19 protein-coding genes are annotated in these 20,923 nt (G+C 72.8%); 15 read left to right on the forward strand and 4 right to left on the reverse strand.

The window, feature by feature from the left end; genetic code table 11:
• Positions 1–41: 41 nt before the first annotated feature.
• The 8 genes from HD595_RS18770 (at position 42) to HD595_RS18805 (ending at position 9,556) form a co-directional block, all read left to right on the forward strand.
• Complete coding sequence (locus HD595_RS18770; RefSeq protein WP_253770758.1) at positions 42–743, forward strand: FadR/GntR family transcriptional regulator; 702 nt, start codon at positions 42–44, stop codon at positions 741–743.
• 17 nt (positions 744–760) lie between these two features.
• The gene (locus HD595_RS18775) at positions 761–2,011 is read left to right on the forward strand and encodes an ABC transporter substrate-binding protein (protein ID WP_253770760.1); all 1,251 of its coding nucleotides are present in this window, start codon (positions 761–763) and stop codon (positions 2,009–2,011) included.
• A gap of 109 nt (positions 2,012–2,120) precedes the next feature.
• Positions 2,121–2,969: a carbohydrate ABC transporter permease gene (locus tag HD595_RS18780; RefSeq protein WP_253770761.1), complete on the forward strand. Its 849-nt coding sequence runs from the start codon at positions 2,121–2,123 to the stop codon at positions 2,967–2,969.
• The gene (locus HD595_RS18785) at positions 2,966–3,775 is read left to right on the forward strand and encodes a carbohydrate ABC transporter permease (RefSeq protein WP_253770763.1); all 810 of its coding nucleotides are present in this window, start codon (positions 2,966–2,968) and stop codon (positions 3,773–3,775) included. Before HD595_RS18780 ends, HD595_RS18785 begins: the two co-directional genes overlap by 4 nt.
• Before the next feature lies 1 nt (position 3,776).
• Positions 3,777–6,788, forward strand: a complete 3,012-nt coding sequence (locus HD595_RS18790; protein ID WP_301309537.1) for a glycoside hydrolase family 38 N-terminal domain-containing protein — start codon at positions 3,777–3,779, stop codon at positions 6,786–6,788.
• The gene (locus HD595_RS18795) at positions 6,785–8,017 is read left to right on the forward strand and encodes an enolase C-terminal domain-like protein (RefSeq protein WP_253770767.1); all 1,233 of its coding nucleotides are present in this window, start codon (positions 6,785–6,787) and stop codon (positions 8,015–8,017) included. Before HD595_RS18790 ends, HD595_RS18795 begins: the two co-directional genes overlap by 4 nt.
• Positions 8,018–8,141: 124 nt before the next feature.
• On the forward strand, positions 8,142–8,573 hold the full coding sequence (locus HD595_RS46795) for a peptidase inhibitor family I36 protein (RefSeq protein ID WP_253770769.1): 432 nt from the start codon (positions 8,142–8,144) through the stop codon (positions 8,571–8,573).
• The gene (locus tag HD595_RS18805; protein ID WP_253770771.1) at positions 8,564–9,556 is read left to right on the forward strand and encodes a hypothetical protein; all 993 of its coding nucleotides are present in this window, start codon (positions 8,564–8,566) and stop codon (positions 9,554–9,556) included. The genes HD595_RS46795 and HD595_RS18805 overlap by 10 nt, the downstream gene beginning before the upstream one ends.
• Before the next feature lie 35 nt (positions 9,557–9,591).
• Here the strand turns inward: HD595_RS18805 and HD595_RS18810 are convergent, their stop codons facing one another.
• Genes HD595_RS18810 through HD595_RS18820 form a run of 3 tightly spaced genes read right to left on the reverse strand, consistent with a single transcriptional unit; the run spans position 9,592 to position 12,538 of the window.
• A complete protein-coding gene (locus HD595_RS18810) occupies positions 9,592–10,362 on the reverse strand; it encodes an SDR family NAD(P)-dependent oxidoreductase (protein WP_253770774.1) in 771 nt (256 codons plus the stop codon).
• Complete coding sequence (locus HD595_RS18815; protein WP_253770777.1) at positions 10,359–11,369, reverse strand: DUF4432 family protein; 1,011 nt, start codon at positions 11,367–11,369, stop codon at positions 10,359–10,361. Before HD595_RS18815 ends, HD595_RS18810 begins: the two co-directional genes overlap by 4 nt.
• Positions 11,366–12,538 carry a DUF4185 domain-containing protein gene (locus HD595_RS18820; protein WP_253770779.1) on the reverse strand — a complete coding sequence of 391 codons (1,173 nt, stop codon included), beginning with the start codon at positions 12,536–12,538 and terminating at the stop codon, positions 11,366–11,368. The genes HD595_RS18815 and HD595_RS18820 overlap by 4 nt, the downstream gene beginning before the upstream one ends.
• A gap of 139 nt (positions 12,539–12,677) precedes the next feature.
• On the opposite strand from HD595_RS18820, the gene HD595_RS18825 reads away from it, so the two are divergent.
• Both HD595_RS18825 and HD595_RS18830 read left to right on the forward strand, forming a co-directional pair.
• A complete protein-coding gene (locus tag HD595_RS18825) occupies positions 12,678–13,490 on the forward strand; it encodes a hypothetical protein (protein ID WP_253770781.1) in 813 nt (270 codons plus the stop codon).
• Between the two features lie 7 nt (positions 13,491–13,497).
• Positions 13,498–14,157, forward strand: coding sequence for a DUF1275 family protein (locus tag HD595_RS18830; protein WP_253770783.1), 660 nt, complete (start codon positions 13,498–13,500; stop codon positions 14,155–14,157).
• On the opposite strand, the gene HD595_RS18835 is transcribed toward HD595_RS18830, so the two are convergent.
• On the reverse strand, positions 14,150–14,746 hold the full coding sequence (locus tag HD595_RS18835; RefSeq protein ID WP_253770785.1) for a TetR/AcrR family transcriptional regulator: 597 nt from the start codon (positions 14,744–14,746) through the stop codon (positions 14,150–14,152). The two genes, HD595_RS18830 and HD595_RS18835, sit on opposite strands and share 8 nt — an antisense overlap.
• A 49-nt stretch (positions 14,747–14,795) precedes the next feature.
• On the opposite strand from HD595_RS18835, the gene HD595_RS18840 reads away from it, so the two are divergent.
• The 5 genes from HD595_RS18840 (at position 14,796) to HD595_RS18860 (ending at position 20,866) form a co-directional block, all read left to right on the forward strand.
• Positions 14,796–15,692 (forward strand): alpha/beta fold hydrolase, encoded by an 897-nt coding sequence (locus tag HD595_RS18840; RefSeq protein WP_253770787.1) that lies wholly within the window; start codon positions 14,796–14,798, stop codon positions 15,690–15,692.
• Between the two features lie 68 nt (positions 15,693–15,760).
• Positions 15,761–17,371 carry an ABC-F family ATP-binding cassette domain-containing protein gene (locus HD595_RS18845; RefSeq protein WP_253770789.1) on the forward strand — a complete coding sequence of 537 codons (1,611 nt, stop codon included), beginning with the start codon at positions 15,761–15,763 and terminating at the stop codon, positions 17,369–17,371.
• Between the two features lie 64 nt (positions 17,372–17,435).
• Positions 17,436–18,236 (forward strand): hypothetical protein, encoded by an 801-nt coding sequence (locus HD595_RS18850; RefSeq protein ID WP_253770792.1) that lies wholly within the window; start codon positions 17,436–17,438, stop codon positions 18,234–18,236.
• A gap of 186 nt (positions 18,237–18,422) precedes the next feature.
• Positions 18,423–20,198 carry a sigma factor-like helix-turn-helix DNA-binding protein gene (locus tag HD595_RS18855; protein WP_253770794.1) on the forward strand — a complete coding sequence of 592 codons (1,776 nt, stop codon included), beginning with the start codon at positions 18,423–18,425 and terminating at the stop codon, positions 20,196–20,198.
• 8 nt (positions 20,199–20,206) lie between these two features.
• Positions 20,207–20,866 (forward strand): hypothetical protein, encoded by a 660-nt coding sequence (locus HD595_RS18860; RefSeq protein WP_253770796.1) that lies wholly within the window; start codon positions 20,207–20,209, stop codon positions 20,864–20,866.
• The last annotated feature ends 57 nt before the right edge of the window (positions 20,867–20,923 follow it).

The raw sequence follows: 20,923 nt of genomic DNA on the forward strand, positions 1-20,923 counted from the left end.
CTCATAGACGTGAAGCCCGTTAAGTGATTAGATCACTTGATATGTCCGAGGTTGTGCGGCCAACCCTGTCCGACGCTCTGACCGAGCGCATGCTGGAGCTCATCCGTGCCGGTGGGCTCCGGCCGGGCGACCGGCTGCCCTCCACCCGGGAGCTGTCCCAGCGCTTCGCCGTCACCACCCCGACACTGCGCGAGGCGCTCCGCAGGCTTGAGGCCACCGGGGCCATCGAGATGCGGCACGGTTCCGGCATCTATGTCGGAGCCGACATCGAGCGTGTCGTGCTGCCCAACCCCAACATGCGCGAGATGGACGGCGAGCAGCTCCTGGAGCTGCTCGGCGCCCGCGTGGTCATCGAGCCCCCGCTCGCGGCCATGGCGGCGCAGCGCGCGGCGGGCGCCGAGCTCGCGGCGCTGGAGCGAGTGCTGGACGAGGCCGCCCGGCACCTGCGCGGCGAGGACGCGGAGCTGCACGAGACCAACATGACCTTCCACCGGGCCACCGCGAGGCTGGCCGGCAACAGCGTGCTGCACGAGATCGTCGACTCGCTGCTCACGGTCCACGGGGCCGAGCAGCGGGCGATCCTGCAGCTCTTCGACGACCGTCGCCGGGACTACGAGGAGCACCGGGCGATCCTGGAGGCCATCGTCGCGGGCGACGCGGCGGCGGCCGAGGAGCGCATGCGGGCTCACCTGGTGGACGTCAGGACCGTAGTTGAGCAGAGGTTGCACAACCCCCCCAAGTGAAACAAGGAGGCCGGGGCATGATCCGGTCAGGCATGGCCACGCTCGGCGTGGCAGCCCTCTTCCTCGCCGCCTGCGGCGGCACCGGCGGCGGAACCCCGCAGAAGAAGACCGAGCTGACGCTCTACAACGACAAGGGCGCCTGGACCAAGTACTTCGACGAGATGGGCGCGCTGTCCAAGCAGAAGATCGGCCTCGGCATGAAGCCGACGGGATACACCGACTCGGCGCAGTACCAGGCGTTCATCAAGGCGTCGTTCCGCACCAACGTCAAGCCGGACCTGTTCACCTGGCAGACCGGGGGGATGCTGGAGGAGATCGTCAAGCAGAAGCAGGTGGCCGACACCACGGCCGTCTGGCACGAGGCGATCAAGGCCGGCGACCTGTCGCAGGACCTCGCGCCGTACTACACGATCGGCGGCAAGCAGTACTGCGTGCCGATGAACGTCGCCTACTGGGGGATGTTCTACAACAAGAAGCTCTTCGACCAGCACGGCCTGAAGCCCCCGACGACCTGGGACGAGCTGGTCAAGGCCGCCGCCACGCTCAAGAAGGCCGGCGTCACGCCCTTCTACCACACCAGCGTGCTGTTCTCCTTCGTCTGGTTCGAGCAGCTCATGGCCGGCTCCGACCCCGACCTGTACGACCGGCTGTCCACCGGCAAGGCCAAGTACACCGACCCGGGTGTGGTCCAGGTGATGGAGAAGTGGAAGGAGCTCATCGACGCCGGATATTTCGTGAACCCGGGTGACAAGACGGACCCGGGGGACGTGATGAAGAACGGCAAGGCCGCGATGATCTCGTTCGGCACCTGGTTCAACACCAGCATGACCCAGCGGGACATGAAGGCCGGCACCGACTACGGCTTCTTCGTGATCCCCAACGTCAACCCCGCCCTCCCCAAGACCTCCGTGATCTTCGAGAGCGGCCCGCTGTGCTCCCTCGCCAAGGCCGCCGACCCGGACGCCAGCACGAAGTACCTCAAGTGGTGGACCAGCGCCGAGGCCCAGGAGAAGTGGGCCACCAGCCGCGGCGACGTGAGCGCCAACCCCAAGGTCCAGATCAAGGACGAGGCGCTCGGCCAGATCACCAAGGACGCCGGCAGCGGCAAGTACCGCCTGGTCAACCGGTACTTCGAGGCCACGCCGCCGCCCGTACTGACGGCCGCCCTCGACGGCTTCGGCAAGTTCGTCACCGAGCCCGGCACGTACAAGGAAGTGCTGGCGACGATCCAGAAGGAGGCCGACGAGTACTGGAGCACCCACCAGTGAGCGAGGGAGCGCCGTCGCCTGGACTGAGGAGCGGCGGGAGCGCAGCGACCAGAGCGACGAGGGAAGGCGACGGGTTCGAGCGACCGAGCCCGCCTCACGGAGTGAGGCCATGAGACGGAGTTCTCCCATTCTCGGGCGGTTCCGGTACGGGTATGTGGCGCCCGCGGCCCTGCTGGTCGCGGGGCTGCTCTACGCCCCCTTCGTGTGGACCGCGTACCTGAGCCTGACCCGATACGACGGCCTGGCCCCGCCCGAGTGGGCGGGCCTGGCCAACTTCGGCAAGCTCTTCGACGACCCCGCGCTGCTGACCTCCCTGCGCAACACGCTGCTCTGGGTCGTCGGCACGATGGTGCTGCCGGTGGGTCTCGGGCTGCTGGTGGCCGTCCTGTCCTACGACATCAAGGGCGGCGCCTGGTACCGGGTGCCGTTCATGCTCCCGTACGCGCTCAGCGGCGCCGGGCTCGCCCTGGTGTGGAGCCCGATCCTGTCGCACGGCGGCATCGCCAACGTGCTGCTCGGCGTGGACACCGCGTTCCTGCAGAGCGCGCCGGTCAACACGCTGGCCATGCTGCTGGTGTGGACCTGGCAGCAGCTCGGCGTCAACACGCTGCTGTTCGTCGTGGGCCTGCAGTCGATCCCCAAGGAGCCGATCGAGGCCGCCCGGCTGGACGGCGCGTCGGGGTGGCGGCTGTTCCGGCACATCACCTGGCCGCTGATGCGCCCGCTGACCGCGGTCGTCGTGGGCCTGGCGCTGGTGGCGAGCCTGAAGACGTTCGACATCGTCTGGGTGCTGACCCAGGGCGGGCCCGGGCGCAACTCCGAGACGCTCGCGGTGACCATGTACAAGGAGACGTTCGTGGCCAGCGACTACGGCTACGGCTCCGCGGTGGCGGTCATGCTGACCGTCGTCACCGGCCTGGCCTCCTACCTCTACCTCAAAAGGCAGGTGGCCTCGTGATCCGGCGCGCCGTGCTGGTCGTGCTGGGCCTGGTGTGGCTGTACCCGACGTATCTGCTGCTGGTCAACGCCGCGCGCCCGGCCGCGTCGTACGACCCGGCCACGGCGTGGGCGCCTTCGGGCGACTTCGCGCTGTTCGCCAACTTCGCCGCCGCGCTGGACAAGGCGGACCTGGGCTCCAGCCTGGCCAGCACCGCGCTCTACAGCGTGGTGTCGCCGCTGCTCGGCGTCGTGATCGGGGCCATGGCCGGGTACACCATCGTGGTGCTGCGGTTGCGTCACGGCTTCTGGTGGTTCCTGCTCATCTTCGGCGGCACGGTGTTCCCGTCGCAGATGCTGCTGGTGCCGCTGTTCGTCGGCTACAGCGACGCCGGGCTGTACGACACCAGGGCCGGCATGCTGCTCGTCTACACGGCCGTCAACGTCCCGCTGGCCGCGTTCGTGCTGCGCAACTTCTACAGCGGAGTGGCGTTCTCGATCTTCGAGGCGGCCCGGATGGACGGCGCGTCCACCTTCCGCATCTTCTGGCGGGTCTACCTGCCGATCTCGACCAGCGCGCTCGCGGCCGTGTTCATCCTGGAGTTCACCTTCATCTGGAACGACCTGCTGTTCGGCCTGACCCTGACCACGACCGAGAGCGTGCGGCCCGTGATGACCGCGCTCGCCGGTCTGATGACCGACGTCTACGCGGGCACCCCCGTGCCCGTGGGGCTGGCCGCGGGCCTGATGTGCTCGCTGCCGACGGTCCTGCTGTTCCTCGCCACCCAGCGCCTCTTCGCCCGAGGCCTGTCCCTAGGGAGTGTCTGAATTGACCAGCCGGTTGCTGCAGCGGAGCCTCGGCTCCCCCGACTACGACGGGATCAGGCAGGCGCTGCGCAACGACACCTCGACCCCCGTCATCGAGCTGCGGGGGCTGGAGGTGCGGGTCGCGGTGCTGCCGCTGTTCACGCACGACGGCCGCCAGGCGGTCCGAGTGTCGAGCACCCGCCCGCTGACGCACGTGCTGGTCGGGGTCGACAGCGCCACCGGCTCCGACGTCACGCTGCTCGTGCCCGAGGTGTCCGCGCCGCGCGCGTTCACGCTGGAGTCGCGTGACGACGAGGGGCTCGTCGGCTCGGCGCGGATCACGGTGACGCCGCAGCGCAAGTGGAGCGTGTTCGTCGTCCACCACTCCCACCTCGACATCGGCTACACCGACCCGCAGGGCACGGTGCTGCGCCACCACCTCGAATACCTCGACGCCGCGGTGCGCCTGGCCGAGGAGACCGCGTCCTGGCCGGACGACGCGAAGTTCCGCTGGACGGTCGAGTCGTCGATGCCGGCGCTGAAGTGGCTGGCGGCCCGGCCCGCCGAGCAGGTCGAGGCGTTCGCCGCGGCGGCCCGCGCGGGCGTCATCGAGGTGACGGCCCTGCCGTTCCAGCTCCACACCGAGGCGTGCTCCACCGAGGAGCTCTACCGGCAGCTCCGCTTCACCTCCGAGCTCCAGCGCGAGTACGGCTTCGCCACGCGCTCGGCCATGCACACGGACGTGCCCGGCGCCGTGGTCGGCCTGGTCGACGCGCTCAACGCGGCCGGGGTCCGCTACCTGGCCGCGGCCCACAACTGGGCCGGCCGGTCGGTGCCGTACCTGCACGGCGGCGACAAGCTGACCCGGCCGTTCCGCTGGCGGGCGCCCAGCGGCAACGAGCTGCTGGTCTGGTTCACCGACACCCCGCACGGCATGGCGTACATGGAGGGCAACACGGTCGGGCTGACCGACTCCTACGAGCTGGCCGACGACCTGCTGCCGCGCTACCTGGCCGCCCTGGCCACGCGCGGCTACCCGTACGGGCCGGGCACGTTCGGCTGGCAGGGGCCCGACGCGCCGCGCGAGCCGTACGAGCTGGACGTGCTGCACATGCGCGTGCAGGGCGCGCACGCCGACAACGCCGGCCCGTCCATCGTGCCCGCGGCGATCGCCCGCACCTGGAACGAGCGGTGGGCCTGGCCGCGCCTGCGCTCGGCCGTCAACAGCGACTTCTTCGAGCACGTCGAGGAGCGCTACCACGACCGGCTGGCCGTCCACGAGGGCGACTGGACCGACTGGTGGGCCGACGGGCTCGGCTCGGGCGCGCGCCCGCTCGGCTACGTGCGGCGGGCGCAGTCCGCGCTGCGGGCCGCCGAGACCCTGCACACGCTCGCCGGGGCCGACGCCACCGCCCGCATCGACGAGGCGTACGACAAGGTGGCGCTGTTCAACGAGCACACCTGGGGCGCCGCCAACCCGTGGGAGGACGCCGAGGAGGCCGGCGACTCGGGCGGGCTGCAGTGGACCCGCAAGTCGTCGGGCGCCTACGACGCCCAGGACGACGCGGCCGACCTGCTGCACGCCGCCGTGCGCCGCTTCGGCGCCGCGCTGGCGGAGGACGGCGACCTGCCCGAGGGCACGCTGGCCTCGTTCGCGGTGTTCAACCCCGCGACGCGGGCCCGCACCGACCTGGTGCGCGCGTTCCTGCCGCGCGACGTGGTGGCCGCCGACATCCCGATCGCGCTCGTGGACGCGCGCACCGGCGAGACGCTCGCCCATCATGAGGAGTACGTCCACCCCGAGGACTGGCCGACCCGGCCCATCGGGCGGCACCTGCACGCCGTGGTGCCCGACGTCCCCGGCAACGGCTACGCCCGGGTCGACGTGGTCACGGCCGCGAGCCAGGCCGCCGAGCCGGTCGAGGCCGACCCCGGCGGGGTCATCGAGAACGAGTTCTACCGGGTGACGTACGACGTCCGCGAGGGCTACATCGGCTCGATCTTCGACAAGGTCGCCGGCCGGGAGCTGGTCAACCGCGACGCGGCGGCCGGGTTCGGCCAGTACGTCTACGACAGCTACGCCACCGCCCCGCACTTCAACCACCTGTCCGGGCACGTGGGCGCGCACGACCGCACGCTGCTCGGCGACCGGGCGATCGGCCGGGGCGCCACGATCGTCAAGGCGCAGCGCACCGCCGTGAGCGAGCGGCTGGTCGTCGAGCTGCACGGCAAGGGCGTTGACTGGCTGCGCACCACGATCGAGCTGCACCGCGGCGTGCCCCGGCTCGACCTGACCTACCAGCTCGCCAAGCAGGGCACCCCGGCGAAGGAGGCGGTCTTCCTGGCCTTCCCGTTCGCCGCCGGCCCGGCGACGGCGTGGGAGCTGACCGGCGGCGTCGGCGGGCGCGACGTGCCGCAGGTGCCCGGCTCGGCGGCGTACATGCTGCCGATCCGTCACTGGATCGCCTTCGACGACCCCGAGCTGACCGTCGCCTGGGCCACGCTGGAGGCGCCGCTGGTGCAGCTCGGCACCATCCACATGCCGTACGCGCCGTTCCCGCCGACGCTGGAGCAGGAGGACGGCACCGTGTACTCCTGGGCGCTCAACAACATCTGGGACACCAACTTCCCGTCGCAGCAGCAGGGCGAGACCACGTTCCGCTACGCGGTCATGTCGCAGGCGGGCGCCGACGGGCGGCGGCTGGGCGCGCTCGCGGCCTCCGGGCTGACCGAGCCGTTCGCGGGCGTGCTGGTCACCGGGCCGTCCGGCGCCGCCGCCCGCTCGTACGCGTCGGTGGACCACCCCGACGTGCTGGTCACCTCGATCGGGCAGGCGGGCGCGCAGCGGGTCGTCCGGCTCCAGTCGCTGGCCGCCGAGCCGGTCGAGGTCGTGCTCACCCTGCCCGGCCTGCGCTCGGCCGAGGTCAGCGCGGGGCTGGAGCGCGGGCGCGAACCCGCCGAGGTGGCGGGCGAATCGGTCAAGGTACGGCTGCCCGCGTGCGGGGTCGCCGCGGTCTGGGGGACGTGCGCGTGAAGATCGTTGACATCCGGGCCACCACCGTCGCCGTCCCGCTGGAGGCGCCGCTGCGGCACAGCAACGGCGCCCACTGGGGGCGCTTCGTCCGCACGCTCGTGGAGGTCGAGACCGACGAGGGATTCGTCGGGCTGGGCGAGATGGGCGGGGGAGGCGAGAGCGCCGAGGCGGCCTTCCGGGCGCTCCTGCCGTACCTGAAGGGGCACGACCCGTTCCAGCTCGAAGCGCTCCGCTTCAAGATCGCCAATCCGACGGCGTCGCTCTACAACAACCGCACCCAGCTCCTCGCGGCCATCGAGTTCGCCTGCCTCGACGTGATCGGGCAGCGCCTCGGCGTGCCCGTGTGCGACCTGCTCGGCGGCCGGGTCCGCGACGAGGTGCCGTTCGCCTCGTACCTGTTCTTCCGGTACGCCGCCGAGGGCCACCCCGAGATCCGCACCCCCGACCAGCTCGTCGGGCACGCCCGCGACCTGAAGGAGGCGCACGGGTTCACCGTGCACAAGCTCAAGGGCGGCGTGTTCCCGCCGGACCACGAGCTGGAGTGTTACCGGGCGCTCGCGGAGGCGTTCCCCGGCGACCGGCTGCGCTACGACCCCAACGCGGTGCTGTCGCTGGCCGAGGGGCTGCGCTTCGGCCGGGCCATCGAGAACCTGAACAACGACTACCTGGAGGACCCGGTCTGGGGCCTGGAGGGGCTGCGCGCCGTGCGCGAGCAGGTCCGGGTGCCGCTCGCGACCAACACCGTCGTCGTCAACTTCGAGCAGCTCGCCTCCAACGTGCTGCGCCGCGCCGCCGACGTCGTCCTGCTCGACACCACGTTCTGGGGCGGCATCCGGCCGTGCGTGAAGGCGGCGGGCGTGTGCGAGACGTTCCAGCTCGGCATCGCCGTGCACTCCTCCGGCGAGCTGGGGGTCCAGCTCGCGACCATGCTGCACCTGGGCGCGGTGCTGCCCAACCTCACGTACGCGGCCGACGCCCACTACCACCAGCTCCGCGACGACGTCATCGAGGGCGGCCCGCTGCCGTACGAGGGCGGCGCCATCGCGGTGCCCACCGCGCCCGGTCTCGGCGTGCGGCTGGACAAGGACAAGGTGGCCCGCTACGCCGAGCTCTACCGCGAGCTGGGCGGCTACCCCTACGACCGCGACCCGGGCCGGCCCGGGTGGTACGCCCGGGTGCCCAACGAGCGCTTCGCCGACCCGACCGTCTCCCAGGAGGTCCCGCTGTGACCACCAGCCGGTAACCACCGGCGCACCGCTGCCTCTTACCCGACTCGGCATGTCATACCGGTCCGTATTCGGAACGACACGCTAGGTTACCGATCAAGGACGGTCCCTCGTCGGGGAGGCAGCAGTGAGGACGATCATCCGCGTGGCCGGCGCCTGCGCCGCGGCCGCGTCGCTCAGCCTCGCCCTGCCGGCGGCATCCGCGCTGGCCGGGCCGGACGGCGGCTGCGACCGGGGCGCGGTGTGCCTGTACGCGTACTACGGCTACAACTACAGCGGGGCCTACCCGCGCGACCTGTGGCGCGACTTCACCGAGAGCGACGCCTACCTGGGCGACGACCTGTGGCTCCAGGGTGACACGGCGGTCGAGACGTCCCGGATCGTCAACAACGACGCCAGCTCGGTCAAGAACCGCAGCGGCTGCGAGGCCGTCCTCTGGCAGAACCCCCTCTTCACCGGCGCACACAGCACGTTCGCGGCCGGTCGCGCCGACCCGTTCCTCGCGAACGGCACGGTCGGCAACAACACCGCGAGCTCCCTCAGCATCTGGTGCGCCTGACCACATGCGGCGGGGCCGGTTTCCGGATCGGGCCTCCGGAGACCGGCCGCCGCGGACCCACGCGCGGCCCGGCGCTCCTCGGCGCGCTGCTGACCGGCGCCTGCGCCGCCGTCTGCGCCGCGGGCTGCGCTCCCGCGCCGCCGCCCGCCACCCTGCCGTTGCCGCCCTCCGCTTCGCCGCCAGGCGCTGCCCCGCCACTGCGGCCGTCCGTGCCGCTGCCGCCCGGCGCTCCGCCGCCGGTCCGGGTGGCCGACCTGGTGCTGCCCTTCGACGCCTACCGCCCCACCCCGGGCCAGCGCGCGCTGATGGCGCGCGCCCGCGCCGCGCTGCTCGCCCGCTGCATGCACCGCCGCGGGCATGCCGTCTCCCCGCCCCGCCCGGACGCCGCCGCCTACGCCGCGGGCGACCCCGGCAACAGCCGCCGCTACGGCGTCGCGGACCCGGCCCGGGCCCGCCGCCACGGCTACCACCTGCCAACGTCCGGACCGCCGGGCCCCGGTTGGGACGCCGCCCTCGGCCGGTCCGCCCGCCGCGACCTCCACGGCACGCCAGGCCGTACGGGCTGCGACGAGCGCGTCACGGCCGAGCTGGACCGCCGCACCAACCCGGGAGCCGACTGGCAGTGGCTGGCGCTCCAGGACGCGCGGACGGTCGAAGGGACCGCCCGGCACCCGGCCGTCGTCGCGGCCGTAGCCCGCTGGAAGACCTGCATGGAACGCGCCGGACACCCGTACCCGTCGCCGGAGGCGGCCATCGCCGACCCCCGCTGGGACCTGCGCTCGGCCGCCGTGACGGCCCGCGAGAAGCGCACCGCGACGGCCGACACGGGCTGCAAGTGGTCCTCGGGGCTGGTGCCCGCCTGGTTCGCCGCCGACACGGCGGCGCAGCGGGCCGTCATCGCCGCCGAGCCGGCCCGCTTCGCGAGCCTGCGCGACGACCTGCGCGCCCGCCTCGACCGGGCCGCCGAGGTCTTAGAACGCTGACGCCCGCGCGCTGGGGCGGCGGCGCGCGGGCGTGGTCAGTCGGGTAGGGCGGCCGGGTTCCGCGCCAGCAGGCCGCCGTCGACGCGGTGCTCCGCGCCGGTGATGAACGACGAGCGGGGGCCCGCGAGGAAGGCCACCAGCTCGGCCACCTCCTCGGGCCGCGCCACGCGGCCCAGCGGATGGGCGCGGCCCCACTGGGCCACCTGCTCCTCCTGCGACAGCGGCCCGCGCCACAGGTCGGCCGCCCAGCGAAGCATGGGCGTGTCGACCGAGCCGGGGCACACCACGTTGACCCGGATGCCGTCGGCGGCGTGGTCCAGCGCCATCGCCCGGGTCAGGCCGTTCAGGGCGGCCTTGCTGGCGGTGTAGGCGGCGACCTGCGCCTGCGAGGCGAACGCCTGCACCGACGACATCACCACGATCGAGCCGCCGCCGCGCGCCCGCAGCCGGGGCACGGCCGCCTTGCAGGTGAGGTAGACGCCCTTGAGGTTGATGTCCATGACCTCGTCCCAGACGTCCTCGGGGGTGTCCTCGACCGTGCCGTACCTCTGCACGCCCGCGCACGTCACCACGATGTCCAGCCCGCCGTACTTCGCGACCGCGAGGTCCACCAGGTCGCGCATGTCGCCGGCGCGCCGCACGTCGGCGACGACGCCCGTCACGTGCTCGCTGTCGAGCGCCGCCTCCTCGTCGGCGCCGCAGAACACCACGGACGCGCCGCCGTCGGCCAGCCGGTCCACCACCGCGCGGCCGATGCCCATCGACCCGCCGGTGACCAGCGCCACCTTGCCGCCGAACTCACTCATGCCAGAACCTCTGCCCGCATCGTCAGCGTCCTCGTCCCGCGCGGTCCCAGGGTGAGCGCGGTGCCGTTGGCCACCGCCCGCGCCAGCCCGTCGGTCGGCATGCCGGCGAACGGCTCAAGACCGACCGTGTACAGGCGGCCCCACCAGGGGTAGTCCTGCCAGGCGCCGAGCTCCTGCCACATCCACAGGTACGGCAGCACCTCGGCGTCCCACTCGACGCGCATCCCCACGTCGGCGACGATCTCGTACCAGCCCTCGGTGAACCCCGTCAGGTAGACGACGTCGCCGGGCGCCCCCGGCTCCGGGACCACGCTCAGGTCGGTCTCGCCGCCGCCGTCGGCCGGCACGACCGGCCAGCTCCACGGCCCTCCGGCCCGCACGCGGCGGCCACGCGGGTTGACGGCCGTCTCGTGCGGGATCACGGTGACGCCCTCCGGCAGCCGGATCCGCGCGCCCGGCCGCAGGAACGGCCGGCCGAACACGATGTGCTGTCCCCACATCGCGTGCAGCTCCAGGTCGGACTCGTTGTGCACGCTGCTCTCGACCTCCAGCGCGGCCGTGCCCGCCCGCAGCCGGAAGGTCTTGTCCACCCGGTACGGCAGGCGCCGGGTCCGCACGCTCAGCCGTACCGCGACCTCCTCCTCGGAGTCGGCCGTGACCGCGCAGTCCCAGGGCAGCCCGGCGACCTCGCCGTGCTGGGCCAGCCGCGCCCCCCGGTACTCGCTGGGCGCGCCACCGCTGGGGAAGATCTCCTGCCAGCCGCCCTCGTAGTGGTCGACGAACTGGGCGACGTCGTCGGCGGCACCCTGGAGGTGGTGAGCCGGGTCGCGCAGGCCCTGCGGCGAGAGCCAGACGAAGTCGGTGTCGGTGGGCTTGTGCAGGAACTCCACCACGTCACCGCCCTTGCCGGGCACCACGGTCACGCGCAGCCGCTCGTTCTCGAGCACGACCGCCCGCAGCCCGTCGATGGTGACGGACCGCAGGCGCGCCGCCCAGTTGCGCCTCACCCGAAGCTCACGTCGATGAAGCGAGGCCGGTAGATCGAGGAGTCCCGGTAGTGGTCGGTGTTCACGAAGCTGTTCACGTTGTACGACACGACCAGGCCCTTGCCCGACACCTCCGGGTGCGCGTGGGCGTTGTAGGTGAAGATGTTCCCGTTCGTCTCGGGCGTCGTGTAGACGTGCTGCTTGCCGGTGAACGGCCCGAACGGCGAGCACGAGGAGTAGGCCACGATGTTGGCGCTCAGCACCTCGGTCGTGTCGTGAGTGATGAGCACGTAGCCGTCGCCGACCTTGGTGACGCTGTACTCGTTGGCCACGCCGCTCATGATCCGGGCCGAGTCGGCCTCGTCCGGCGACCACGTGTTGTCCGCCTTCAGGTACTCCCAGCTGCCGAGCAGGCTCTGCCCCTTGACCCGGGCGAGGTGCATGTACTTCGGCGAGCCGAGGTCCTCCACGCCGTAGACGTAGGTGTAGCCGCCGTCCTTGAGTGTGGCCGAGGCCCAGGAGACGCCGTGCCCGGAGGGCAGGTCGTGGACGCTGACCGGCCGGTCCAGGCGACCGGGGGCGAACCTGGCCACCACGTTGCGGTGCCAGCGCCAGTCCCACGCGCCGGTGCCGTAGCGCTCGTACTCCTGGTAGGTCACCTCGACGAGGCCGCCGGCGAGCGTGGCGTCACCGGCCCAGTACCAGTGGTTCCTGTCGCGTGGCGGCATCACGGCGACGGGCTTGTCGGGGGTCCCGGCGTGGATCGTGGACAGCCGGCCGTCGCGCTCGGTGGCGAAGGTGTTGTTGAGGAAGACGGTGGTGCCGCCCTCCTCGACCACCGGCGGCCGGGAGCCGTCGGGGTTGATCCGGCCGAGGAACGTGTCGGAGAAGATCCACAGCTCGCGGCCGCCGGGGAGACGCAGCGAGTAGGTGCCGTCGGCGCCGGTCCAGTCGTCGAGCCGGCTGTTGTCGTTGCCGTACGCGGTGAACAGGCTGGTCAGCCGGGCGTCGGTCGCGGCGCCCTTGACCGTCGGCGCGCACGCGGACGGGCTCGTGAGCGTCGTGGCGGACCGGTCGGCGGAGACGCTCGGCACCGGTTTCGGGGGTGCGGCGACGGCCTGGGAAGGCAGTGCGGTGAGGCCGAGGAGCGTGGCGGCCAGGGGGATGAGGGCAGCACGGAATCGCGTCATGGCACGTCCTTAGGGGGGCGATTCCTACAGTTCTAGTCATTAGATCACTTGCTGTCCACCCCTGTGGTGAAGATCGGCTACTGTCGCCTCCTTGAACGGTGCTGTGCCGCGCACCCCCCAGCCGAGCCGGAGTCCGCCGATGTCCCCAGCCGTGGTCCGCCTGTTACGCCTCGGCGCGGTCTGCCTGTCCGCCACGCCCGTCGTGCTCGTCGCGGTTCCCTGGGGGTCCTACGGCTGGTCCTCCTACGGGCCGCTGGTGCGGGGCCCGGTGACTCTGATCGCGACGGAAGCGCTGGCCTGGGCCGACCCGCTGCTTCCCGTGGCCCTGGCCCTGCTCGTGCTGTGGGCGCCCACGCGGACCCGCCTCCTCGGGCTGCCGCTCACGCTGCTCGTCATCGCGGCCGACGTGGTGATCCCGCTGCGTTACCCCTGGATCCCGCCGCTGCCGCGCCAAGGTGGCGCCCTAGCGGCCCTGGCCGCGGCGGCGCTCCTGCTCGCGGTCGCCCGACCCGCGCCAGGGACGGCGGGACGGAGGGCGGCGGCCGGGTGGACGGCCGCGCTGCTCCTCGCGCTGTGGCCGGCGCTCCGTCTGCGCCTCGGGCTCGCGGACCCCGGCCGGTGCGGTGACTACGTCGACGGGGTCCTGGCCGGCGACGGGCTGACCAGCTTCAGGCTGACGGCCATGATCGCGTTCCACTCCGTCGTGGTCGTGCTCGTGATCACCGCGGTCGCCGTCGCGGGACTCGGGCCGCGCGGCGCACGCGTCGTCGCCCTCGTCACCGCGGCCGGGGTGGCGCTGCTGGCGCTGCCGGTTGACGGCCTGCCGTTCGAGACGACCTGCCTCACGGACATGGCGCGCTGGCCGTACCTGGTGGCCGCCATGTGCGTCCTGGTCGCTGGCCTCGGGACACCGGTGCGGCGGCTTCGCCCGTGGCCGGGGTGGCGGATATGAAGGGGAGATGCCCTTCGCGAAGGGGAGCCGGCCCGAGCGGCTGACGGTGATCCTGGTCCTGCTCACCGGGGTCACGGGCGTGGTCGAGGCCGTGAGCTTCCTCGGGCTCGGCCGCGTGTTCACGGCGGTGATGACGGGCAACGTGCTGTTCGCCGGGTTCGGAGTGTTCAACGACGCGATCCGGCCGGCCGGGCCGGTCATCGCCCTGGCGGCGTTCGCGGCCGGGGCCATCGCCGGTCACTGGGCGCACGGCGTGCTGGTGAGGTGGCGCGGGCCGCGGTGGCTGACGTTCGCGATCGCAAGCGAGGGCGTGCTCATCCTGGTCGCGGCGCTGCTCGCGCTGCTGCTCGGCGACCGCCTGCAGCACGATCCGCACCGCTTCGCGGTGATCGTCACGCTCGCCCTGGCGATGGGCTCGCGCAACGCCACCGTGCTGCGCGTGGCGGCCCACGACCTGCCGACGACGGTGGTGACCCGCGCGCTGGCGGGGCTGTTCATGCTGTCGTCACTGGCGACCGCGGAACGGCGCTTCGCGACGGTCGCCGCCACCTTCGCCGGAGCGGCGCTGGGGGCGCTGCTGCTCGGTGTTCATCCCGCCCTGCCTCTCCTGGCCGCCGCCGCGATCGAGATCGTGGCGGGCGTCGTCTGCCCTCCCGCCGCTAGGTGAACAGCCGGTCCAGGTGGGCGGTCAGCAGGGCCACGGCCTCCGGGCCGTCGTACTGCCCGGCCAGGACGCTCGACTGGAGCCCCGTCACCAGGGCGAGCACGATGGCCGCCGCGACCCCCGGGTCCTCGTCCCCGGACGCCTGACCGGCCTCCTGCGCCTCCCGGATGTGGCGGGCGACCAGGTCGCGCAGCGCGTTCGCGTACGTCAGGCCGTCGGGGGCGAGCTCCGGCCGGGTCAGCGTGAGCGTGTAGTGGGCCTGGTAGGCAAGCACGATCCGGCGGCTCTCGTCGTCCGTGGGGATCAGCGCCGGCAGCGCGCCGTACAGGAACGTGCGCGGCGTGACCGGCTCGCCCAGCGCCGCCACGGCCCGGGCCACCCGCTGGGCGATCAGCCGGCCCAGGTGCGCGAGCACGCCGCGCAGCAGCTCCTCCTTGGTGTGGAAGTAGTACTGCACCAGCCGCAGGGAGACGCCGGCCTCGGCGGCCACCTCCCGCATGCTGGCCGCCTCCAGGCCGCGTGACGCGGCGATCCGGACGACCGCCTCGGCGATCTGGCTCCGGCGCTCCTCGTGGTCCACTCGCTTCGGCACGTTTTCATGGTACACATGTATCAAGAACGGGGTCGAACGGAGGGAATCCATGGCAGATCACCCCAAGATCGGTCGGTTCCGCAACGACAGGGCGGAGGAGCGGTACTTCGCGGGCTACGACGCGGCCATCCGTGACTTCCCGGTGCCGCTGGAGCCGCTCGACGTCCCGACCGCCTACGGCAGCACCCGCCTCTACCGCACCGGCGCCGCGGACGGGCTTCCGGTGGTCTTCCTGCCCGGCCACGGCGGCAACTCCCTGGGCTGGATCCACACCAGCGGCCCGGTCGGCGCCGCCCACCCCGTCTACCTCGTGGACCCGGTCGGCGCCGCCGGCCGCAGCGTCCAGAGCCGGCCCCTCGACGGCGCCGGCGACCTGACCGACTGGCTCGGCCAGGTCCTCGACGGCATCGGCGCGCCCGCCGCGTACCTCGTGGGCTTCTCCTACGGCGGCTGGCAGGCGCTGCACGCGGCCATCCGCATGCCCGGGCGCGTGGCCGGGATGACGCTCCTCGACCCGGCCGCCTTCCGGGTCGCCGGCCTGCGGCACTACGCGTGGGGCTTCGCCTGCGGGCTCGGCCTCCACGCGCCGCCGTGGATCAGGCGGCCCCTGTCCCGGCTCATCCACACCGACTCGATCAACCGCAAGAGCCGGATCCTCATGGTCGCCATCTCGGGCACGTACCTGTACGAGCAGGCGCTCCCGCCGATGGTGCCGCTGACCGACGACGACCTGGCCGCCGTCACCGTGCCCGCCCGGATCGTGTTCGGCGCCCACAGCACCATGCAGGACTCGGCCGCGGAGGCCCGGCGGCTGGCCCGCCTCACCCCGTCGACCGAGGTCGAGCTGGTGCCCGGGTGCGGCCACTCGATCGCGTTCGACGTGCCGGATCTCATCAACGCGCGCATCCTGGAGCACGCGGGCCGCGTGGCCCGGCGGCCCGGCTGAAAACGGAATGACCGGGTCGCCCGCGCCCGGGTACCCTGCGCGAGGCGGATCGACCGAGGGAAGGCGCCATGGGGCATGTGGAGATCGGGCATCTGACGTACGTGCTGCCCGACGGGCGGCCGCTGCTCAACGACGTGTCCTTCCGCATCGGCGAGGGGGTCAAGGCCGCGCTCGTCGGCCCCAACGGCGCCGGCAAGACCACGCTGCTGCGGCTGATCGCCGGTGACCTCCAGCCCGTCGAGGGCAGCGTGGCCAGCTCCGGCGGGCTCGGCGTGATGCGCCAGTTCGTGGGCAGCGTCCGCGACGGCAGCACCGTCCACGACCTGCTGCTCAGCGTCGCCCCGCCGGCCGTGCGCAAGGCCGCCGAGCGGCTGGAGGCGGCCGAGCTGGTCATGATGGAGCGCGACGACGAGAAGGCGCAGCTCCGCTACGCCCAGGCCATCACCGACTACACCGACGCGGGCGGCTACGACATCGAGGTCCTGTGGGACACCTGCACGGTCGCCGCGCTCGGCGTGCCGTACGACGACGTGAAGTACCGCGACGTGTCCACCCTGTCGGGCGGCGAGCAGAAGCGGCTGGTCCTGGAGGCGCTGCTGCGCGGCCCCGACCAGACGCTGCTGCTCGACGAGCCCGACAACTACCTCGACGTGCCCGGCAAGGAGTGGCTGGAGCGGCAGCTCAGGGAGACGCCCAAGACGGTCCTGCTGGTCAGCCACGACCGCCAGCTCCTCGCCAACGCCGCCGACCGCGTCGTCACCGTCGAGGCCGGCAACATCTGGATCCACGGCGGCGGCTTCGTCACCTACGCCGAGGCGCGCAGGGCCCGCAACGAGCGCCTCGACGAGCTGCGCAGGCGCTGGGACGAGGAGCACGCCAAGCTCAAGGCCCTGGTCAACATGCTGAAGAACAAGGCGCGCTACAACGACGGCATGGCCGCCGCCTACCACGCGGCGCAGACGCGGCTGCGCAAGTTCGTCGAGGCCGGCCCGCCGGAGGTGCCGCCCGCCGACCAGAACATCAGCATGCGGCTCAAGGGCGGACGCACCGGCAAGCGCGCCGTCATCTGCGAGGGGCTGGAGCTGACCGGCCTGATGCGGCCGTTCGACCTGGAGGTCTGGTACGGCGAGCGGGTCGCGGTCCTCGGCTCCAACGGCTCGGGCAAGTCCCACTTCCTGCGGCTGCTCGCCGGGGAGCCGGTGCGCCACGACGGCACGGCCCGCCTCGGCGCCCGCGTCGTGCCCGGCCACTTCGCGCAGACCCACGCCCGTCCCGACCTGCTCGGCCGCACCCCGGTCGAGATCGTCATGACCGAGCACGCCCGCGACAAGAGCCAGGCCATGAAGGCGCTGGCCCGCTACGAGCTGGCCGGGCTGGTCGCCGAGCAGCGCTTCGACACGCTGTCCGGCGGGCAGCAGGCGCGGCTGCAGATCCTGCTGCTGGAGCTGTCCGGGGCCACGCTGCTGCTGCTCGACGAGCCGACCGACAACCTGGACCTGGCCAGCGCCGAGGCGCTCCAGCAGGGCCTGGACGCCTTCGACGGCACGGTGGTCGCGGTCACGCACGACCGCTGGTTCGCCGCCGACTTCGACCGCTTCCTCGTCTTCGGCTCGGACGGCGCCGTCTACGAGTCGCCACACCCGGTGTGGGACGAGACCAGGGTCGTGCGCGCGCGTTAAAGATTGGGTACGGCAGGCGCGTGTCCTCTGCCAGCCGTACCCATGAAGCGGCTATCACGGCAAAGTGATCCCGCGTAGCCGAACCGTCAGCCTCCTCGCACTCGGGGCGATCTGCCTCACCGGGTGCTCCACCGAGGTGCCGTCAGAACCCAAGCTCAAGCCGCTCACGCTCAAGGAGCAGGTCTCGCACGTCACGAAGTCGTCCGACGGGTACGTCGTCAACTGGGCGGGGGTCCTCGCCAACGACAACCCGTGGCACTTCGGCGAGCACGTGGTGGCCACGATCGTCGGCCGCGACGCCGGCGGGCATGAGGTGGTCCGGATGGACCAGCCGCTCGACGCCGTGCCGCCCGGCGGCGAGCTGGCCTTCACCGGCCACGCCAACGCCGAGCACAAGCCGGTGAAGGTGTCCATCGAGTACCGGCCCGCCCAGTGGCGGACCGCGGCTCGCGTCCCGTCGGCGTTCCGGCCGTTCCCGGTCACGCGGGTGCAGACGCTGCCGCAGAAGGACGGCTCCGTCGTGGTCACCGGCTACGTCGGCAACCCGTACCGGCTGCCGGCGGGCAGCCTGGTGGTCAACGCGCTGGTCCGCGACCGGGACGGCAAGCTGCTCGGGGGCGGCAGCACGTTCGTGGACGACGTCAAGCCGGGCCGGACGCCGCGTTTCGTGCTGACCGTGGAGGGGCTGCCGGGCAAGGCCAAGCCGGCCGACGCCGAGGTGACGGCCCGTACGTGGGGCTCGACGGCGCGGCCGTACGAGGAGCTGGCGCTGGGCGGCGCGGTGCCGCTGCACACGATCAAGCCGTCCATGCCGCCGTTCGCGGTGGACCGGGGCAGCTCGGCCCTGACCGAGCACAAGGAGTGATCGGGGCCGCGTCCGTTTCCTCCCGGGACGCGGCCTGCCGAGTAATGCGAAATATTCTCTAAAATAGCTGATAAATGGGTTTGGGGGATTTATTGCGGAGCGGTTCCGCCCGGCGAGGTGAAGGAGCCACGCCGGAGGCTCCGAAACGGTAGAACTACAAGTTACTAATCCATTACATTCGGTCATATGAATGACCGCGTCCTGGTCGAAGCGCTCCGCGCCGGCGACCCGGATGCCCTCGCCGCGCTCTACGACGCGTACGCCGAGGGCATCTATAGATACTGCTGGTCCCTTCTTCCGCACTCCGACAGCGCCCAGGTGGCCCTCCGCGACACCCTGATCGCGGCGGCCGAGCACGCCGGTTCCCTTTCCGATCCCGGGCGTCTGAGGACGTGGCTCTACGCGCTCGCCCACGCCGAGTGCCTGCGCCGCCGGCTGGCCGCCGGCCGCCCCGACGCCGCGGCGCCGGCGGACGCGCCAGGAATGTCCGTCGCCGGCCCCGGCTGGCCGGCCGACGAGCCGTCCTTCCCGGCCGATCCGTCGTTCCGGGCTGATCCGTCCCTTCCGGGCGAGCCGTCCTTCCAGGGGGAGCCGCCCTTCCCGGGCGAGCCGCCCTTCCTGGGTGAGCCGTCCTTCCGGGACGAGTGGTCCTTCCCGGCCCAGCGGGCTTTCCCGGCCGAACCGCCCGCCGCGGGAGAGCCGCCCGGCGACCCCGCCGACGCCGACCTGCGCGTCATGGCGGCCAACGCGGTGCGCGGCCTGCCCGTCGCCGACCGGGCGGTGCTGGAGCTGACGACCCGCCACGGTCTGACCGTCCCCGAGGTGGCGGCGGTGCTCGGCGTGCGCCAGCGCCAGGTCGAGGCGGCCCGCGCGCAGGCCCGCGACCGCCTGCGCGACGCGATCACGGCCGAGGTGCTGGCCCGCAAGGGCCCCTACGACTGCGCCACGAGGGCCCGCATCCTCAGCGGCTTCGCCGGCGAGCTGACACCGCGGATGCGCGAGCAGCTCGTCCGGCACCTGTCCCGGTGCGAGACGTGCGCGCCGCACCGCGACCGGCCGGTCTCGGAGTCCAAGGTCTTCGACCTGGTGCCGCCGGTCCCGCTGCCCGCCGCGCTGCGGGTCAGGGTGCTGAGCTGCTTCGCCGACCCCGAGCTGATGCCGTACCGGCGCTACGTCGCGAGGCGATCGGGGGCGCTCGGCCCCGACGGGTTTCCCGAACCCGGTGACAGGCGGCCTCGCCGCTGGCCTCAGGCGCTGGCGGGCACACTGGCGGCGGTCGCGTCCATGGTGGCGATAGCCGCCGTCTTCCACCAGTTCCAGGGCGACCTGCACCAGGGAGGCGGCACCCCGGCGGCGCTCCCCGCGACGGCCGGGCCGCCCGGCGCCCGCATGCCGTGGCCGCCCGCGCCCGACGGCCAGCCCGTGGACGTCAAGCCCATCGTCGAGCCGATCGTCGACTCCCGGGCGACGTTCCCGTACGGGATGTTCCACTCGATCACGCCGGTGGAGCCGGCGCCGACCGCGGCGATCGTCCCCACGCAGGGCGTCCCCACCCAGGGCTCCCTGCCGTCCAGCACGAGCGCCACCGGCGCCCCCGCGACGCCCTCGTCGGCACCGGGCCGCCCGACCCGCGACCCGGGCACTCCCGTCACGCCGCCGCCCCCCGGCACCCCGGCCGACCCCGGCGGCAGGGAGCACCAGAGCCACGGCCCGGCCCCCACGCCCTGCCCCACCGGCAAGCCGACCGCCGCACCCACCGGCAAGCCCACCGGAAAACCCACCGGAAGGCCCACGGGCAAGCCCACCGGCGACCCCACCGGCCATCCCGTCCCCAGCCAGGTGTCCAGCCCGCCGGCCGATCCCCACCCGACCCCGGTTCCCGCCCCCACCCCGCCCCCGGCCGCCACGCCCGTCCCCACCCCCGAGCAGCCCCCCACGCCGTCCTCCTCGGCGACCGCCTGACCCCGCCGATGCCCGAGGCCTACCAGCTCCGCGACGACCCGCATCTCGGTTGCCGGGTCTGCCCGCTGCCCGTCCGCGCGGAGCTGGCCGAGGCCGTGGCCAGGAGCCACCGGATCACCTGGCCGACCTGGATCGACCGCGGGCCGCGCATGCTCCGCCACGTCCTGGAGCTCTGCCGCCTGCGCACCGCCCGCGGCCTGGCCCTGCTGCACTGGCTGGCCGCCGACCTGCCGCCCGGCGAGCTCGACTGGTTCTGGCTCCCGCTGCGGCTGACCGGCCCGCGGCAGGACCGCATGTACGCGGCGGCCGCCGCGGTGCCCGCACCGGTGCTCGCGCTGGTCGTGGCCAACTGGACGTGGGTCCTGGCCAGCCCCCACGGCGGCCGGATCACCGCGTCCTACCTGGCCGGGGCGGCGTACCGGGGCGACGGCTTCCTGGCGGCCGACGCGACCATGACGCTGTACCAGACCTACGACCGGCACCCCGAGGCGCGCCCGGCCCTCGCCGCGGCCTGGGCGGCCGCCCGGGTGGGGGCCGACTGGTGCAACGCAGCCGACCTGAGCGCCCGCTACCAGGCGCCGGCGCCGGTCTTCACCTATCCGCGCGACACCCTTCCACCACCCCTGGGTGTACGACCTTGGATCCAGCGCCTGTTCCGCCTTGAGTGAACACGCTCGGTGAGCCTCACGTGTGCGAAGAGTGACCTCTGGGCAAGGTGGTGCGTA

It is taken from the genome of Nonomuraea roseoviolacea subsp. carminata, from assembly GCF_024172185.1.
GTDB classification, from domain to species: Bacteria; Actinomycetota; Actinomycetes; order Streptosporangiales; family Streptosporangiaceae; genus Nonomuraea; species Nonomuraea roseoviolacea.

What these genes read in the sequence shown, in the direction of transcription:
- HD595_RS18780 (WP_253770761.1), top strand. Translation starts at nt 2,121, where the DNA reads ATGAGACGGAGTTCTCCCATTCTCGGGCGGTTCCGGTACGGGTATGTG.
- HD595_RS18825 (WP_253770781.1), top strand. Translation starts at nt 12,678, where the DNA reads ATGTCCCCAGCCGTGGTCCGCCTGTTACGCCTCGGCGCGGTCTGCCTG.
- HD595_RS18860 (WP_253770796.1), top strand. Translation starts at nt 20,207, where the DNA reads ATGCCCGAGGCCTACCAGCTCCGCGACGACCCGCATCTCGGTTGCCGG.
- HD595_RS18770 (WP_253770758.1), top strand. Translation starts at nt 42, where the DNA reads ATGTCCGAGGTTGTGCGGCCAACCCTGTCCGACGCTCTGACCGAGCGC.
- HD595_RS18820 (WP_253770779.1), bottom strand. Translation starts at nt 12,538, where the DNA reads ATGACGCGATTCCGTGCTGCCCTCATCCCCCTGGCCGCCACGCTCCTC.
- HD595_RS18810 (WP_253770774.1), bottom strand. Translation starts at nt 10,362, where the DNA reads ATGAGTGAGTTCGGCGGCAAGGTGGCGCTGGTCACCGGCGGGTCGATG.
- HD595_RS18830 (WP_253770783.1), top strand. Translation starts at nt 13,498, where the DNA reads ATGCCCTTCGCGAAGGGGAGCCGGCCCGAGCGGCTGACGGTGATCCTG.
- HD595_RS18845 (WP_253770789.1), top strand. Translation starts at nt 15,761, where the DNA reads ATGGGGCATGTGGAGATCGGGCATCTGACGTACGTGCTGCCCGACGGG.
- HD595_RS18775 (WP_253770760.1), top strand. Translation starts at nt 761, where the DNA reads ATGATCCGGTCAGGCATGGCCACGCTCGGCGTGGCAGCCCTCTTCCTC.
- HD595_RS18855 (WP_253770794.1), top strand. Translation starts at nt 18,423, where the DNA reads ATGAATGACCGCGTCCTGGTCGAAGCGCTCCGCGCCGGCGACCCGGAT.
- HD595_RS18840 (WP_253770787.1), top strand. Translation starts at nt 14,796, where the DNA reads ATGGCAGATCACCCCAAGATCGGTCGGTTCCGCAACGACAGGGCGGAG.